The organism is Paenibacillus arenilitoris, assembly GCF_014705655.1.
Taxonomy (GTDB): domain Bacteria; phylum Bacillota; class Bacilli; order Paenibacillales; family Paenibacillaceae; genus Pristimantibacillus; species Pristimantibacillus arenilitoris.
In genome coordinates, this window is sequence record NZ_JACXIY010000002.1 from 38,949 (window position 1) to 53,202 (window position 14,254).

Below are 14,254 nucleotides of genomic sequence, written 5' to 3' on the forward strand. Positions count from 1 at the left end.
TGCGATAAGCCTTGCAAGAATAGGAAGGAGAGGTCACCGTTGCCTAAATACTTGTATCGATTGCTTGTGTTCTCGCTGCTGCTAAGCACCGTATCCGTCGCTTCCATCGGACTCATATCCTATTACATTGCCTCCCGGGACATCGGGGAGAAGGTGAATGACGGAAATGCCCAAATTTTGCTTCAAAATCAGATGAGAATCGAGCAGGTCTTAAAAAATGCGGAGATGGGAGCCGTACAATACAGCAGCTCGTCGCTGGTAAGCGATTATCTGTACGATAACTTGGAAAATGATGATTTCCAGGTGATCAACTCTCTGTCCAAAGGCTTGTACAATCTTCATTCGCTGGAGGGAGTAGCCGAAACGAGACTGATTAATCTGGAGCATAACTGGATGATCAGCAGTATAGGCTTCTCGAAAGGGGATGAGCCAGTCGATCCGGAGCTGCTGGGCGAATTCGCCAATCAGCCGCGGCATTTGTTCTGGACGGCCGGCGCCGACCGCCTGTCCGGGCAGGATACGATTCAGCTTGTGATCAAGCTGCCGATGATCGCTTCAGGCAGCAGGCATAAAGCGCTGCTCATTATCGACTTGTCGAAGGAATCGCTGCTGACGACTTTGACGCAATCCGAGCAGCTAGGCCGTATATACGTGTTGAACCGGGCCGGGGAGCCGTTCCTTTCCGGCTCCGGCACGGAGCGGGTTCAGCCTGCCATCGTCCGCCGGCTGCAAGCGGCCGCAGACGGGACAGGCGGCTTTGAAGCTGCGGGAATGGCCGTCAATTATCGGGCTTCGGCTTATAACGGCTGGACCTACGCTTCAACCGTTTCGTTGAAAGCGATTACAAGCGAGATGAAAAAAATTGCTTTTATTACGTTAAATACATGCATCGTCATCTTGCTGCTTCTAGCCTGTGCCGCCTTCTACGGAACGCGCCGGATGTACAGGCCGATCCGCAAGCTGTTCAATATGACGAAGCCGTTAGGAGGAGAAAGTGCCGGTACAACGAAAAGGGATGAATTCGCTCTCATTGAAGAGCGGTTCTCCTCGTTGTTCAGCGCAAGCAACGAGCTTCAGCGGCAGCTGAAGGCGCAGCGCGGACAGGTGAAGGACTTTTTCCTGATGAAGCTGCTGATGGGGCAGGTGTCGGAGAGCGAGTTTGCCTATAAGTATGAAACGTACGGCTTCGGAGAGAGGGGCAAGGCGCTGGGCGTGCTCGCCCTGCAGATCGATTCGCTGGAGGATACCCGCTACAATGACAGCGAGAAGGAGCTGCTGCTGTTTGCGATCAATAACGTTGTAGGAGAGCTGATTCCCCGCGAGAGCATGCTGGGCCATTTGCTGCTGGACCAGTCGCAGGTAACGCTGCTGCTTGGCCAATCGGAGGACCCGGACGAGCTCAAAAACTATTTCTACCGGATGGCGGAGCTGATCGAGTCGAAGGTGAAGGAACTGCTTCAGCTGAAAATCAGCATCGGCATCAGCCGGCCTTTTCACAAGTATACGGATGCGATGGATGCCTATTCGGAAGCGCTGGAAGCGCTCAAACGGCGAATCAGCCTTGGCTTTCAGCTGATCTTGCATTACGAGGACATCGGAACGGCAGGCCGGAGCAGCGTTCAGCCCGCCGCATCCTGGCAGCATTTCGAGGATTGCATGCTGGAAGGGCTCAAAACGGGCGAGTCCGCTTCGACGTATGACTATTTCAATCAATATACGACGGCCATTTTGCAAAAAAATGTCTCGTTTAACGATTTTCAAATGCTGATGCTCCAGCTCGTCTCGAAAATCTATCAGCTCGTGCAGCAGCAAGGAGGAACGCTGGACGGGCTGGTCGGAAGCAAGTCGGTCACGATGCGCTTCATGAAGCTGCATACGGCCGAGGAGATCAAGGCGTGGTTCAAGACGCAGCTGCTTCCTCCCGCGCTTGCTTTTTTGCAAAGCCGCATCGATTCGCAATATATGAATATTGCCCAGTCGATGGTCGAGCTGATTCGGGAACAATACGACCAGGACATTTCGCTCGAGAGGTGCGCGGAGCAGTTCAGGTTCCATCCGGTCTATTTAAGCCGGGTATTCAAAAAAGAGACGGGTATGACGTTTATTGATTATTTAACGAACTATCGCATGAATATGGCCAAGCTGTGGCTTAGAGACAGCAATCTGAAAATTACCGAAATAGCGGAGCGCCTCAATTATACCCATTCGACCGGATTCATCCGCACGTTCCGCAAAACGGAGGGCATGACGCCGGGGCAATATCGGGAGGAGCATGCCCGCGCGCAATAGCTGCAAGACGATGAACGGATTGGGGGCGCTGCAGATGAGCCGAGAACTGGTAGAGATGGTAGAGATACTGAAAGAGCAGTACCGAACGGACACAAAGTGGTTCTCCGTTAGATGGCATTATATAGAGGGCTGCATTATGAAGGCGTATTTGGACAGCTATGAGCAAAGCGGCGCCGAGCGGGATTACGGCTTCGTCAAGCGATTTATCGATCGGCAATTCGATGAGAACGGCGATATTCCCGCTATTCGAACCGACAGCTATAATATCGACCAAATTCGGATGGCGGTATGCCTGTTTCCGCTATGGCAGCGGGAGCGGGACCCGCGGTACAAAAAAATTCTGGATGGCCTCTACGGGCAGCTGGCCGTATATCCGCGTACGAAAGCCGGATCGTTCTGGCACAAGGAAAACTATCCTTATCAGGTGTGGCTGGACGGCTTGTATATGGGACAACCGTTTCTGGTGCAGTATATCAAGCAATTTGCCGCTCGTAAGGATTATTCCGATACGGTGAAGCAATTCCGCAATGTCCGCGAGTTTATTTACCATGGCGGGAAGCGGCTGTACAGCCATGCTTACGATGAGAGCCGCGCCATGTTATGGTGCGACAAGGAGACGGGACAATCGCCGAATGTATGGCTGCGCGCGATCGGCTGGTTCGCCATGGCCCTCGTCGATGTGCTGGAGCTGCTGGAAGGAGAACCGGCCGAACCCGGCGAATTGCGTATTTATCTCAAAGAGCTTGCCGATGACATGCTGCCGCACAGGCATAGCTCCGGCATGTGGCATCAGGTGGTCGACAGGGCGGACGCTCCGGGCAACTACCTGGAGTCGAGCGGTACTCTAATGCTGGCTTATGCGCTGTTGAAAGGCGTGCGCCTCGGCTATTTGTCTTCGGATTATAGACAATACGGTGTCGAGGCCTTTGAAGGTACGCTTGCCCGTTATTTGCGCGAGGAGGCGGGCGAGGTGCTGCTCGGCGGCATTTGCCGCAGCGCCGGTCTCGGGAAAAAACCGGAAACGGGCGAGATGCGAGACGGCAGCCTGAATTATTATATTTTCGGAGAGGCGGTCGCGGACAATAACGGGCATGGCGTAGCTCCTCTATTGATGGCATTTAACGAAATCAAGCGGTTAGCGAAATCGTAAAGCGAAGGGACTGTTGGCTATGGATGCAATTGCGACGGAGGGGAATGGAGCGATGTCAGAACGCGCGAATAGCGGTGAGGAAGCGCCTTTATATATAAAAGTGAACGCCAAAGACAATGTGGCGATTATCGTCAATACCGGCGACTTGCCCGCGGGGACCAGCTTTGCCTGCGGCCTGAAGCTCCGGGAAAGCATCCCGCAAGGACATAAAGTCGCTTTGACCGATTTGCCGCGGAACGCGCCGATTATTCGTTACGGGGAAGTGATCGGCTATGCGAGGGATCCGATTTCCGCCGGCAGCTGGGTGAAGGAGCAGCTTGTCACGCTCCCCGCCCCTCCCGCGCTGGATGAGCTGCCGCTGGCCAATCAAGTGCCGCCTGCGCTGCCGCCGCTTGAAGGCTATACCTTCGAGGGGTACCGCAATGAGGACGGCAGCGTCGGCACAAAAAATATACTTGGCATCACAACAAGCGTCCAGTGCGTAGCGGGGGTGCTGGATTATGCGGTAAAACGGATGAAAGAGGAGCTGCTTCCAAGGTATGGGCATGTCGAGGATGTCGTCGCTTTGACCCACCATTATGGCTGCGGAGTCGCAATCGGCGCTCCGGACGCAATCATACCAATCCGGACGATCGCGAATATGGCGACCAATCCTAATTTCGGAGGCGAGGTGCTTGTGATCGGTCTTGGCTGCGAGAAGCTTGTACCCGACAGATTGATTCCGGCCAAAGGCGGCAGCGTCGTTTCGCTGCAGGATCATCATGGCTTCCAAGGCATGATTCAGGCGATTATGGCTTCAGCGGAAGAAAAGCTGATGAAGCTGAATGAGCGAAGACGCGTAACATGCTCCGCATCCGATCTGGTCGTGGGCTTGCAGTGCGGCGGCAGCGACGCCTTCTCGGGCGTTACGGCGAATCCGGCGGTAGGCTATGCCGCTGATCTGCTCGTTCGAGCGGGTGCGACGGTGCTGTTCTCCGAGGTGACGGAAGTGCGCGATGCGGTGCATTTGTTAACGCCGCGAGTGGTGAATGAGGAGGTTGGCCGCGCTCTGATCCGGGAGATGAAGTGGTACGACGAGTACCTGGACAAAGGAGAGGCCGATCGCAGCGCCAATCCTTCGCCGGGCAACAAGCGGGGAGGCTTGGTCAACATCGTGGAGAAGTCGCTTGGCTCGGTCGTCAAATCGGGAAGCAGTCCGATAACGGGCGTATTATCCCCAGGCGAAAAAGCGGCCCGCAAAGGGCTTCTGTATGCGGCGACGCCTGCCAGCGATTTTGTATGCGGCACGCTTCAGTTTGCATCGGGCGCGAATATGGAGGTATTCACGACGGGCAGAGGCACGCCGTACGGACTGGCTGTGGTGCCGGTCATCAAAGTGGCGACCCGCAGCCTGTTGGCCGAGGAATGGCATGATCTGATCGATGTGAACGCCGGAACGATCGCGACGGGGGAAGCGACAATCGAAGACGTCGGCTGGGAGCTGTTCCGCACGATTCTGGATGTTGCAAGCGGCCGCAAGCAAACGTGGGCAGACCGTTGGGGGCTGCACAATTCATTGACCCTTTTTAATCCGGCTCCGGTGACTTGATCGGATTGAAGCAATCGTCAAATGAAGGGCACTCATAGGCGAGTGCCCTTCTTTATGCCTTGGAATGACAAGCTCTGCCGGCTTCATGGATAAGCTTTAATGGTAACGGAGTTTGGTCCCATATTTCTTGCCTCGTTAATGGTTTCGGTGGAATCCTCGATTAAATTGCGAATAGCACCGCTATCTTGCTCGTCATAGTGCCGCAGCATTTTTGCAGTAACGTTGTTCCGTGCGGCGAATTCACCAATTTTCAACGAAGACACCCTTTCTAAACAAATTCCGGCCGGAATCGCTTACGTTAACCATAAACCTTCCCCCTGCAGGAAAGTCAATCTTTTATTTCGAAACGAATGCTTGTATCCGCATACATTTTAGACTAAACTTAATTTATTCATTAAACTTAGTAGAGGAGTCGTTCGCATGAATCAAGCACCGAAACCGAATCAACCGCTCGTCACTCATATTTTCACGGCCGACCCTTCCGCACATGTATTCGAGGGCAAAATTTATGTCTACCCGTCGCATGACCTCGACCACGACGGACCCTCCAACGACAATGGGGATCAATACGCCATGGAGGATTACCATGTGCTGTCGCTGGACAATTTCGAATCCCCGATCGTCGATCACGGGCAGGTTCTTCATCTGAACGATATCCCTTGGGCATCCAAGCAGCTTTGGGCGCCGGATGCCGCCTTCAAGAATGGCACCTATTACTTGTTCTTCCCCGCTCGGGACCACGACGGCATCTTCCGCATCGGCGTGGCGACCAGCCCGTCGCCGGCCGGCCCATTCACGCCGGAGCCGAATTACATCGAGGGCAGCTTCAGCATCGACCCTGCCGTATTGGTCGACGAGGACGGCAAATCCTACATCTATTTCGGCGGGCTATGGGGCGGTCAGCTGGAAAAATGGCAGAACGGCGTCTTCGAGCCGGACGCAGGGGAACCGGCCGCGGACGCGCCGGCGCTCGGCCCGCGGGTCGCGCCGCTGAGCGAGGACATGCTGTCGTTCCAGGATGCGCCGCAGGAAATCGCGATCTTGGGCGAGGACGGCAAGCCGATCGCGGCCGGAGACGAGGATCGCCGCTATTTCGAAGGGCCTTGGGTGCATAAGCATAACGGCTGGTATTACCTGTCCTACTCGACGGGCACGACGCATAAGCTCGTGTACGCCGTCAGCCGGAATCCGATGGGCCCGTACACGTTCAAAGGGACGATCCTTACGCCGGTCATCGGCTGGACGACCCATCACTCCATCGTCCGGTTCGAAGACAAATGGTATTTGTTCTATCATGACTGCTCCCTGTCCGGCGGCGTCAACCATAAGCGGTGCGTCAAATATACGGAGCTGCATTACAACGAGGACGGAACGATCCGGACGATCGATCCTTATCCGCAAACCTAGCTTTCGAATAAAATGGATCTGTCCGCATGGGGCCCGCGCAAGCGGGCTCTTTGCTATGTCCGGCAGACAACGCCGCCGAACGCCAATACGGTCAATCCGCCGGCATGATGTCGGATTCACCGCATACGATTGGCGCGAACACCCCGTTAAAGCGCTTTCGATTCCTTTTATGATGAAGCTAACCATAGGACGGGAGGCGGATGCAATGAGTCGCCGGCATGACGACCGGTTCGGTGAAGGGATAAGGCAGGGTGTGCTCCGACAGGCGGCGGAAACTGGTCTTGATCGGAACGGTTATTGTCCGGATCGGCCATGAATCCGGCGTTTAAGTGGATTATGATGGAAACAGAAAACGTTTTCCAATTGCGGTCAAGGAGAGGGATGTGAAGGATATGGCAGTGAAAATCGGCATTGTCGGCATGAACGGAATCGGTAACAACCACGCGGCCTGCTATCGGGACGACGAGCTGGCGGACGTCATCGCCGTATGCGACGTCGTGAAGGAGCGGGCTGACGCGGCGGCGGAACGGTTCGGGGTCAAGGCTTACTACACCTTGAAGGACATGATCGAGAACGAGCCGGATTTGGAGGTCGTCGATATTACGACCGGCGGCATCGACAACGGCAGCTGGCATTTCGAGCCGGCCATGGAGGCGATCGCCGCCGGCAAGCACGTGCTGGTCGAGAAGCCGCTGTGCAACGACGTGCGCGAAGGCAGGGAGCTCGTCGCGTTCGCGGAGAAGCGTCACGTGTACCTCGGCTGCAACCTGAACCACTACTTCACGCCGCCGGCCGAGAAGGCGAAGCAATACATGGACAGCGGCGAGGTCGGCGAGCTTGTCTATTGCTTGGCGAAGATGGGCTTCAACGGCGGGGAGATGAACTACGCGCTTGCAGGCTCGGATAAAATCAAGGGCCATCCGTACTTCCACATGCGCGCGTTTCTGACCCATCCGTTCAGCGTCATGCGCCATTTCTGCGGCGACATCACGCATATTCAAACGTTCTCCGACCGTCCGGGCTTCCGGCGGAACGCGGGTGACGTCATGGTGTCGATCAACAGCATTCACGTGAAGTTCGCGAACGGCGCGGTCGGCTATTTGCTCAGCCAGCGCGGCGACGCGGTGTACGGGCTCGGCGGCTGGTGGAGCCTGGAGGTCGCGGGCTCGCGCGGCACGTTCTGCATCGAGAATTGCGTGGAGAAGGTGTCGTTCTGGAAGGCCGAGAAGGGCATCGCCCCGATCAGCGTCCAGCCCGCGCCGGAGGTGACCGACTTCGGGACGAGCGACTTCGGCCGCACGTTCAACCATCGGCTGCACGCGTTCCTGGAGGACGTCAGCGGCAAGGTGTCGTTCGACCGGCTGCGCGCCAGCGGACGCGACGCCTTGGCCGTGCTCGAGTACGTGCACGCCGTTCAGGAATCGTACGAGCGCGGCGGCGAGGTCGTCCGCCCGCAGCCGCTGCCGCCGTTCCACGGAGATCCGCATGTGCTGCTTTAATACAAGGCGGAGCGCTCAAATCCGCCATCACCATTTACGGGAGGTAACGAAACATGATTAAGCTGGGCGTCAATTCCGTGCTGTTCAAGCACTTCGATTTTGCCACCGCCGCGCGCCAGATCGCGCTCGCCGGTTACGACGGCGTCGAGATCGCCGCTATTGCGGGCATGTGCGAGCATTTGGATCTTAGCCGCTGGAAGGAGCAGAAGAGCGAGCTGCAGGCGATCGCGGCGGAGAACGGACTCGCGTTCCTGTCGACCGAGGTCGCGTCGCTGAACGAGGAGCGGCTGCTGCCGGCGTTCGAGGCCGCCGCGGAAATCGGCATCCCGATCGTGAACGTCGGGCCCGGCGGCAAGCTCGGCGAAGAGGAGGATTTGCGGGCGTCGATCGAGACGCTGGCGAGGATGGCGGAGCGGGCCGAATCGTACGGCGTCAAGCTGTGCGTGAAGGCGCATGTCGGCAACGCGATTTACGATACGGCGACGACGCTGCGGGCGATGGAGGCGATTCCGTCCGGCGCGTTCGGCATCGATATGGACCCGAGCCACATTCACCGGGCCGGGGAGAATGCCGAGGAGGCGCTGCCGGCCGTGCTGAGCCGCGTGCGGCATATCCATATCCGCGATTGCAAAGGCCGGGAGCAAGGACCGGGGCCGATCGAGCTGCAGGCTTGCGGACGCGGCGACATCGACCTGTACGGCTACTGCAAGGCGATGGCGGACGGCGGCTACGACGGGCCGGTCGTTCTCGAGGTGATCGGCGCGACGCCCGAGCATTCGCTTGCGCAGGTATCGATCGTCGCGGCCGAATCGTACGGCTATTTGAACGCGCTGCTGAAGCGGCTGAACGCGCGGTAGCGAACATTATCCCGAACATTATGGAGGTAACCGATATGGCCAACAAACATCCGAACCTGATCGTATTCGGCATCGACAGCCTTCGCCGCGACCATATGAGCGGCTACGGCTATTCCCGCTTGACGACGCCGCATCTGGACAAAATCGCGCGGCAAGGCGCGCTGTTCGAGAACCATTTCAGCCCCGGCATTCCGACGACGCCGGCGTACGCTTCGATGCTGACGGGCATGGACGTCTTCGGCACCGACGTCGTGGCGCTCCGGCATCAAGGGGGGCTCGGCGGGCATGTAAGGACGCTCGCCGAGGTGCTCGAGGAGAACGGCTACGACACGACCTGCATCGGCTTCACGGGCAACCCGTCCTCGCGCGGCTTCCGGACGTACATCGATTACGAATCGTGGGTGCCCGACGAGACCGGCCGGACGCCCAAGGCGCAAAATTTGAACGACGTTGCCGTACCCGAGCTGGAGCGGCTTGCGGGGAGCGATAAGCCGTTCTTCCTGTTCCTCCGGCACATGGATCCGCATTCGCCGTATTTGCCGCCGGCCCCTTACGAGCGGATGTTCTACGGCGGCGACGAGAAGGATCCCGCGAACAAGTCGATGGAGCCGGTCTACGGCTTCAAGCCGTTCGCGGATTTCCTGAAATCGTGGATTCCCGAAGGGGTCACCGATCACGAATACGTGTCCGCGCAATATGACGGTGCGATCGCCTATATGGACGCCTGCATCCAGACGCTGCTTGCCAAGCTTGAAGCGCTCGGCCTCGAGGAGGAGACGCTCGTCGTCATTACGTCCGACCATGGGGAGACACTGTATGAGCACGATTGCTACTTCGACCATCACGGCTTGTACGATTGCACGCTGGTCGTTCCGCTCATCATCAAGTTTCCGGGACGCGTACCGGCCGGCACGCGGGTCGAAGGCGCGACGGTCATCTCGGACATCATGCCGACGGTGCTGGAGCTGATGGGCATCGACAGCGGCCTGCCGTTCGACGGCCGGAGCCTGACGCGCGCGATTGCCGGCGAGGAGCATGCGCGGATCAGCGAAATCTACTTGACCGAGTGCACCTGGATGCGCAAGCACGGCTGGCGGACGCCGGAATGGAAGCTGATCCGCTCGCTCGAGCCGGACTTCCACTTCAAGCCGGAGGTCGAGCTGTACCATTTGGTGAGCGATCCGGAGGAGAAGGTCAACGTGGCGGAGCGTGAGCCCGAAGTCGTTGTGTTCCTGACCAAGCGGATGGAGGATCACATCGCGCGGCGGGAGAAGGAGACGAACCGGACGAACCCGATTTACACGAATTTGAATTGGCACGGGACCGGCCGTACGTTCGCGACCTCGCAGGAGGCCTACGATACGCTTCATATCGGCAATATCGTCGTCGCGCGTTCGCTCCAAGCCAAAGAAAAGGCGGCTAACGCGCAATGATCCGGGTCGCGGTAGTCGGAGTGAACCATATCGGCAAAATCCACTGCGGCGTCTACAAAAAGCACCCGGACACCGAGCTCGCCGCCGTCTGCGACCTGATGCAGGAGCGCGCGGACGCGGCCGGGCGGGCGTACGGCGTTCCTTCGTATACCGATCTGCGCGCGCTGCTCGGCAAGGAAACGGTCGACCTGGTCGTCGTGGCGACGGCCGGCGAGGAGAAGGGGAGCCATCACTTCGAGCCGGCCATGGCGGCGATCGAAGCAGGCAAGGACGTGCTCGTCGAGAAGCCGATCTCCAACCGGATCGAGGAAGCGCGCCGCATGGTCGCGTTCGCCAAGGAGAAGTCGGTGCGGCTCGCGTGCAACCTGAACCACCGCTTCACGCCGGCCGCGGCCAAGGCGAAGCGCTGGATCGAGGAAGGCCGGCTCGGGTCGCTGCTGTTCCTGAACATGCGCCTGACGATCCGCAATCCGCAGGAGGATACGGAATGGCTGCACATGCGGGCGCTTCATCCGCACTCGATCGACGTCATGCGTTATTTCGCGGGCGACGTGAGGCGGGTGCAGGCTTTCATGACGAAGGCGCCGGGACGCTCCTCCTGGTCGACCGCGTCGGTCAACATGGAATTCGCTTCCGGCCTCGTCGGGCATTTGACCGGCAGCTACGACATGTCGATGCGCCATCCGATCGAATGGTGCGAAGCGGCGGGCAGCGAGGGGCGATTCGTCATCGACAACGTCTACGAGAGCGCGACGCTCTACCCGCATCAGTCCGACGAGCTGACCGTATACCGCAATCCGATCTTCGGCGGGATGCAAGGATTCGACGATACGTTCACGCATCGCGTCGGACGGTTCATCGAGCAGCTCAAGGCCGGCGATCCGCCGGAAGCGGTCGAAGCTTCCGGCGCCGACGCGCTGGCCGCGCAGGAAATTATCGAAGCGGCCATCCGGTCGCAACAATCCGGCGGCGTTCCCGTCGAGGTGCCAGCCTACTAAGGCAGCAGGAGGTCGTACACACATGGACACCGAGCAAGGTTCCGTATTATGGTTCGTAGGCTTGTCCGGCGCGGGCAAGACGACGACGGCGCGGGAGGTCGCGGCGAAGCTGCGCATGCGGGGCCGCCGCGTCGAGCTGCTGGACGGCGACGAGCTTCGGGCGACGATATGCAAGGGACTCGGCTTCAGCCGGGAGGAGAGGCTGGAGAACATAAAGCGGATTACGTACGTGGCGGGGCTGCTCGCGCGCAACGGCGTCATCGTGCTCGTATCGGCGATTACGCCGTACCGGGAGATGCGCGCTTACGCCCGCGAGCAGCTGCCGGCATTCGTGGAAATCTACGTGAAGTGCCCGCTTGCCGAGTGCGAGCGGCGCGACGTCAAGGGGCTGTACGCGAAGGCGCGCCGCGGGGAAATCGCTCATTTCACCGGCATTACCGATCCGTTCGCGGAACCGGCAAGCCCGGACATTACGATCGATACGGCCGCCGGATCGATCGATGGCAACACCGCCGCCATTCTGGCCTGGCTCGACAACCGGGAGCAGCGCCCGGCAGCGGCGGCAATTGGAGGAGACGAACGATGAAGATCATCCTCGCGTCGCTGGATACGCTCCGCGCCTCCAGGCTGGGCGCATACGGCTACCGCAAGCCGACCAGCCCGCATCTGGACCGCATCGCCGGGGAGGGCGCGCTGTTCGAACGCGCGTATGCCGCCGACATTCCGACCGAAGTAGCGCATACCGGCATTTTTACGGGCAAGGTCGGCCTCACGACCGGCGTCGTCTCGCACGGCTCGGACCGGATGCAGCTGCCCAAATCGACGCCTTGGCTCCCGTCGCTGCTGCGCTCCGCGGGATTCACGACCGGCGCTGTGGACAATTTGTTTCAATTGAAGGAATGGTTCGCCCGCGGCTATCGCTACTACATCAACAGCGTCGGGGATAAGCGGTGGATCGACGGACGGACCGTGAACGAGCTGGCCATGCCGTGGATCGAGCAGCACAAGGACGAATCGTTCTTCCTGTTCCTGCATTATTGGGACGCCCATACGCCGTATCTTCCGCCGGAGACGTACGTCGAGTCGTTCTACGATGCCGGGCGCGATCCCTTCGACCCGGCTAATAAAAGCATGGAACGCGCCTATAACCATAAGGCCTATCCGTTCTTCAAGCATCATCATTACGACCTTATCGGGCAGGTGACGGACAGCGATTATTACGACGCGCTGTACGACGCAGAAATCCGCTACTTGGACGACCGGCTGCGGGAGCTCGACGAGCATCTGGAGAAGCTCGGCATTCGGGAGGATACGCTGCTCGTTCTGTTCGGCGACCATGGCGAAAGCTTGACCGAGCACGACATTTACTGGGACCATTGCGGCTTGTACGAGCCGACCGTGCACGTTCCGGTCATCATGCGCTGGCCAGGGCGAATTCCGGCGGGACGGCGCGTTCCCGGTCTCGTACAGCAGGCCGATCTGATGCCGACGATTCTCGAGGCCGCCAGAAGCGCCTCGCCGGCCGGCATCGACGCGACCAAGCTGCAGAGCCCGGACGGCATGGACGGCCGGAGCTTATGGCCCGCCATTCGGGGGGAGAGCGACGGCGCGCACGAGCGGGTCTACTTGAGCGAATGCGCCTGGCAAGCCGCGCGGGGCATCCGGACGGACCGGTACAAATTCATTCGCACGTACGACGCCGGATTGTTCGACAGGCCGCCGAGGGAGCTGTATGATTTAAGTACGGACCCGGAGGAGACGGTGAATCTGGCGGAGGAGCAGGCGGAGCTGGCAGACCGCCTCGAGCGGGAGCTGGAAGCGTGGATCGCCGGCAAGCTGCAGGGACGCGAAGATCCGATCGCGCTCCAGCTGCGGGAAGCCGGCTTGCCGTTCCGCAGGCGAATCGAGCTTATCCTGTCCGAAGCGGGATTGACTTGGGAGGACTGGCGGCGGGATCCGCGAAGGGAAGTATTCGACCGGGCCGTTCGCCGGTGACTCGAAGGAGCCGTCCATCGACGGCCGGGCGATCGGCGGAAGCTTGGGCGCCTCGAGGCCGTCAGGCCGACGGGCGTATTCAGGAGATGGCGCAAGCGGCGACATATGCGAAAGGTGGCATCGGCATGCAGGTCATCGGCAGCCAGCGTTACATGAAGGATGAATTTCCGTTCTGGATCACGCGCATGACGCACGGTTCCGTCGACGAGCACGGTCACGAATTCGTCGAGCTGGTATTCGTCGTTCGCGGCAAAGGGTTTCATATTTTCCAAGGGGCCGAATTCGCCATCCGCGCGGGGGACGTGTTCATCATCAACCCCGGCGAGACGCATGCCTACACCGTCGAAGGGGACGGCTCCCTGGAAATCATCAACTGCCTCTTCATGCCGTCGTTTATTCCCGACGCGCTGCTAAGCGATCTGGAGATTACCGGATCGATGGACTATTACTACGTGCATCCGTTCCTCGGGCAGGAAGCAAGGTTCAATCATCACTTGAATTTGCACGGGCAGGACGCGGCGAGCGTCCTGTCGCTGCTGGAGCGCATGATCGGGGAAATAAGCGCGCGCGGCATCGGCTACGCGCCGCTCATCCGCCTGCAGCTGGTGGAGCTGCTTCTGCTGCTCTCCCGCTGCTACGCGATGACGCGGCATGCGCGGAGCCAGGATGCGTCCAGGCAGCTTGACCGCGTGTTGACCGCAAGGCGCATATACGGCTATTTGGAACGCAACTACGACAAAAAGATCACGCTCCAATCGCTATCCGCGCTATTCAACGTCAGTACGAGGCATTTGAACCGGCTCGTCGGAGAAGAATACGGCAAGAGCGTGTTCGACCTGCTGCACGTCATCCGGATCGAGCACGCCAAGCGGCTGCTGCTCGAATCCGACGAGAAGGTGATCGCCGTCGCGACGATGGTCGGCTACGACGATCCGTCGTTTTTCAGCCGCCTGTTCGCGCGCCACGCCGGCTGTTCGCCGCGCGAATACCGCGCCGGGTCGTAAGGGACGGCCGTCCCGGCCGGGACGAAACGAACGA

General features: G+C 59.2%; 12 protein-coding genes. 11 read left to right on the forward strand and 1 reads right to left on the reverse strand.

Going from position 1 to position 14,254, the window contains the following annotated elements; translation table 11 throughout:
* Positions 1 to 39 precede the first annotated feature (39 nt).
* From IDH41_RS01680 to garD, 3 genes are read left to right on the forward strand one after another with little or no spacing between them, the layout of a single operon-like run.
* Positions 40 to 2,289, forward strand: a complete 2,250-nt coding sequence (locus IDH41_RS01680; protein ID WP_190857717.1) for a helix-turn-helix domain-containing protein — start codon at positions 40 to 42, stop codon at positions 2,287 to 2,289.
* 34 nt (positions 2,290 to 2,323) lie between these two features.
* Complete coding sequence (locus IDH41_RS01685) at positions 2,324 to 3,439, forward strand: glycoside hydrolase family 88/105 protein (protein ID WP_190857719.1); 1,116 nt, start codon at positions 2,324 to 2,326, stop codon at positions 3,437 to 3,439.
* A 19-nt stretch (positions 3,440 to 3,458) separates the two neighbouring features.
* Positions 3,459 to 5,027: a galactarate dehydratase gene (garD, locus tag IDH41_RS01690; RefSeq protein WP_223829367.1), complete on the forward strand. Its 1,569-nt coding sequence runs from the start codon at positions 3,459 to 3,461 to the stop codon at positions 5,025 to 5,027.
* Positions 5,028 to 5,110: 83 nt separating this feature from the next.
* Here the strand turns inward: garD and IDH41_RS01695 are convergent, their stop codons facing one another.
* On the reverse strand, positions 5,111 to 5,281 hold the full coding sequence (locus IDH41_RS01695; RefSeq protein WP_190857723.1) for a MerR family transcriptional regulator: 171 nt from the start codon (positions 5,279 to 5,281) through the stop codon (positions 5,111 to 5,113).
* Positions 5,282 to 5,447: 166 nt separating this feature from the next.
* Here IDH41_RS01695 and IDH41_RS01700 point away from each other — a divergent pair, with 166 nt between their 5' ends.
* The 8 genes from IDH41_RS01700 (at position 5,448) to IDH41_RS01735 (ending at position 14,220) form a co-directional block, all read left to right on the forward strand.
* A complete protein-coding gene (locus IDH41_RS01700; RefSeq protein WP_190857724.1) occupies positions 5,448 to 6,434 on the forward strand; it encodes a glycoside hydrolase family 43 protein in 987 nt (328 codons plus the stop codon).
* Between the two features lie 392 nt (positions 6,435 to 6,826).
* Entirely contained in the window at positions 6,827 to 7,933 is a 1,107-nt protein-coding gene (locus tag IDH41_RS01705; protein ID WP_190857726.1) for a Gfo/Idh/MocA family protein, read from the forward strand.
* Positions 7,934 to 7,986: 53 nt separating this feature from the next.
* On the forward strand, positions 7,987 to 8,790 hold the full coding sequence (locus IDH41_RS01710; RefSeq protein WP_190857728.1) for a sugar phosphate isomerase/epimerase family protein: 804 nt from the start codon (positions 7,987 to 7,989) through the stop codon (positions 8,788 to 8,790).
* A 35-nt stretch (positions 8,791 to 8,825) separates the two neighbouring features.
* Complete coding sequence (locus IDH41_RS01715) at positions 8,826 to 10,223, forward strand: sulfatase family protein (RefSeq protein WP_190857730.1); 1,398 nt, start codon at positions 8,826 to 8,828, stop codon at positions 10,221 to 10,223.
* Positions 10,220 to 11,221 carry a Gfo/Idh/MocA family protein gene (locus tag IDH41_RS01720; RefSeq protein ID WP_190857732.1) on the forward strand — a complete coding sequence of 334 codons (1,002 nt, stop codon included), beginning with the start codon at positions 10,220 to 10,222 and terminating at the stop codon, positions 11,219 to 11,221. Before IDH41_RS01715 ends, IDH41_RS01720 begins: the two co-directional genes overlap by 4 nt.
* A gap of 22 nt (positions 11,222 to 11,243) precedes the next feature.
* Positions 11,244 to 11,807 (forward strand): adenylyl-sulfate kinase, encoded by a 564-nt coding sequence (gene cysC, locus IDH41_RS01725; protein ID WP_190857733.1) that lies wholly within the window; start codon positions 11,244 to 11,246, stop codon positions 11,805 to 11,807.
* Positions 11,804 to 13,216 (forward strand): sulfatase family protein, encoded by a 1,413-nt coding sequence (locus IDH41_RS01730; RefSeq protein ID WP_190857735.1) that lies wholly within the window; start codon positions 11,804 to 11,806, stop codon positions 13,214 to 13,216. The genes cysC and IDH41_RS01730 overlap by 4 nt, the downstream gene beginning before the upstream one ends.
* 125 nt (positions 13,217 to 13,341) lie before the next feature.
* Complete coding sequence (locus IDH41_RS01735) at positions 13,342 to 14,220, forward strand: AraC family transcriptional regulator (RefSeq protein ID WP_190857736.1); 879 nt, start codon at positions 13,342 to 13,344, stop codon at positions 14,218 to 14,220.
* The last annotated feature ends 34 nt before the right edge of the window (positions 14,221 to 14,254 follow it).

What these genes read in the sequence shown, in the direction of transcription:
- IDH41_RS01700 (WP_190857724.1), top strand. Translation starts at nt 5,448, where the DNA reads ATGAATCAAGCACCGAAACCGAATCAACCGCTCGTCACTCATATTTTC.
- IDH41_RS01705 (WP_190857726.1), top strand. Translation starts at nt 6,827, where the DNA reads ATGGCAGTGAAAATCGGCATTGTCGGCATGAACGGAATCGGTAACAAC.
- IDH41_RS01710 (WP_190857728.1), top strand. Translation starts at nt 7,987, where the DNA reads ATGATTAAGCTGGGCGTCAATTCCGTGCTGTTCAAGCACTTCGATTTT.
- IDH41_RS01735 (WP_190857736.1), top strand. Translation starts at nt 13,342, where the DNA reads ATGCAGGTCATCGGCAGCCAGCGTTACATGAAGGATGAATTTCCGTTC.
- IDH41_RS01730 (WP_190857735.1), top strand. Translation starts at nt 11,804, where the DNA reads ATGAAGATCATCCTCGCGTCGCTGGATACGCTCCGCGCCTCCAGGCTG.
- IDH41_RS01720 (WP_190857732.1), top strand. Translation starts at nt 10,220, where the DNA reads ATGATCCGGGTCGCGGTAGTCGGAGTGAACCATATCGGCAAAATCCAC.
- IDH41_RS01715 (WP_190857730.1), top strand. Translation starts at nt 8,826, where the DNA reads ATGGCCAACAAACATCCGAACCTGATCGTATTCGGCATCGACAGCCTT.
- garD (WP_223829367.1), top strand. Translation starts at nt 3,459, where the DNA reads ATGGATGCAATTGCGACGGAGGGGAATGGAGCGATGTCAGAACGCGCG.
- IDH41_RS01685 (WP_190857719.1), top strand. Translation starts at nt 2,324, where the DNA reads ATGAGCCGAGAACTGGTAGAGATGGTAGAGATACTGAAAGAGCAGTAC.
- cysC (WP_190857733.1), top strand. Translation starts at nt 11,244, where the DNA reads ATGGACACCGAGCAAGGTTCCGTATTATGGTTCGTAGGCTTGTCCGGC.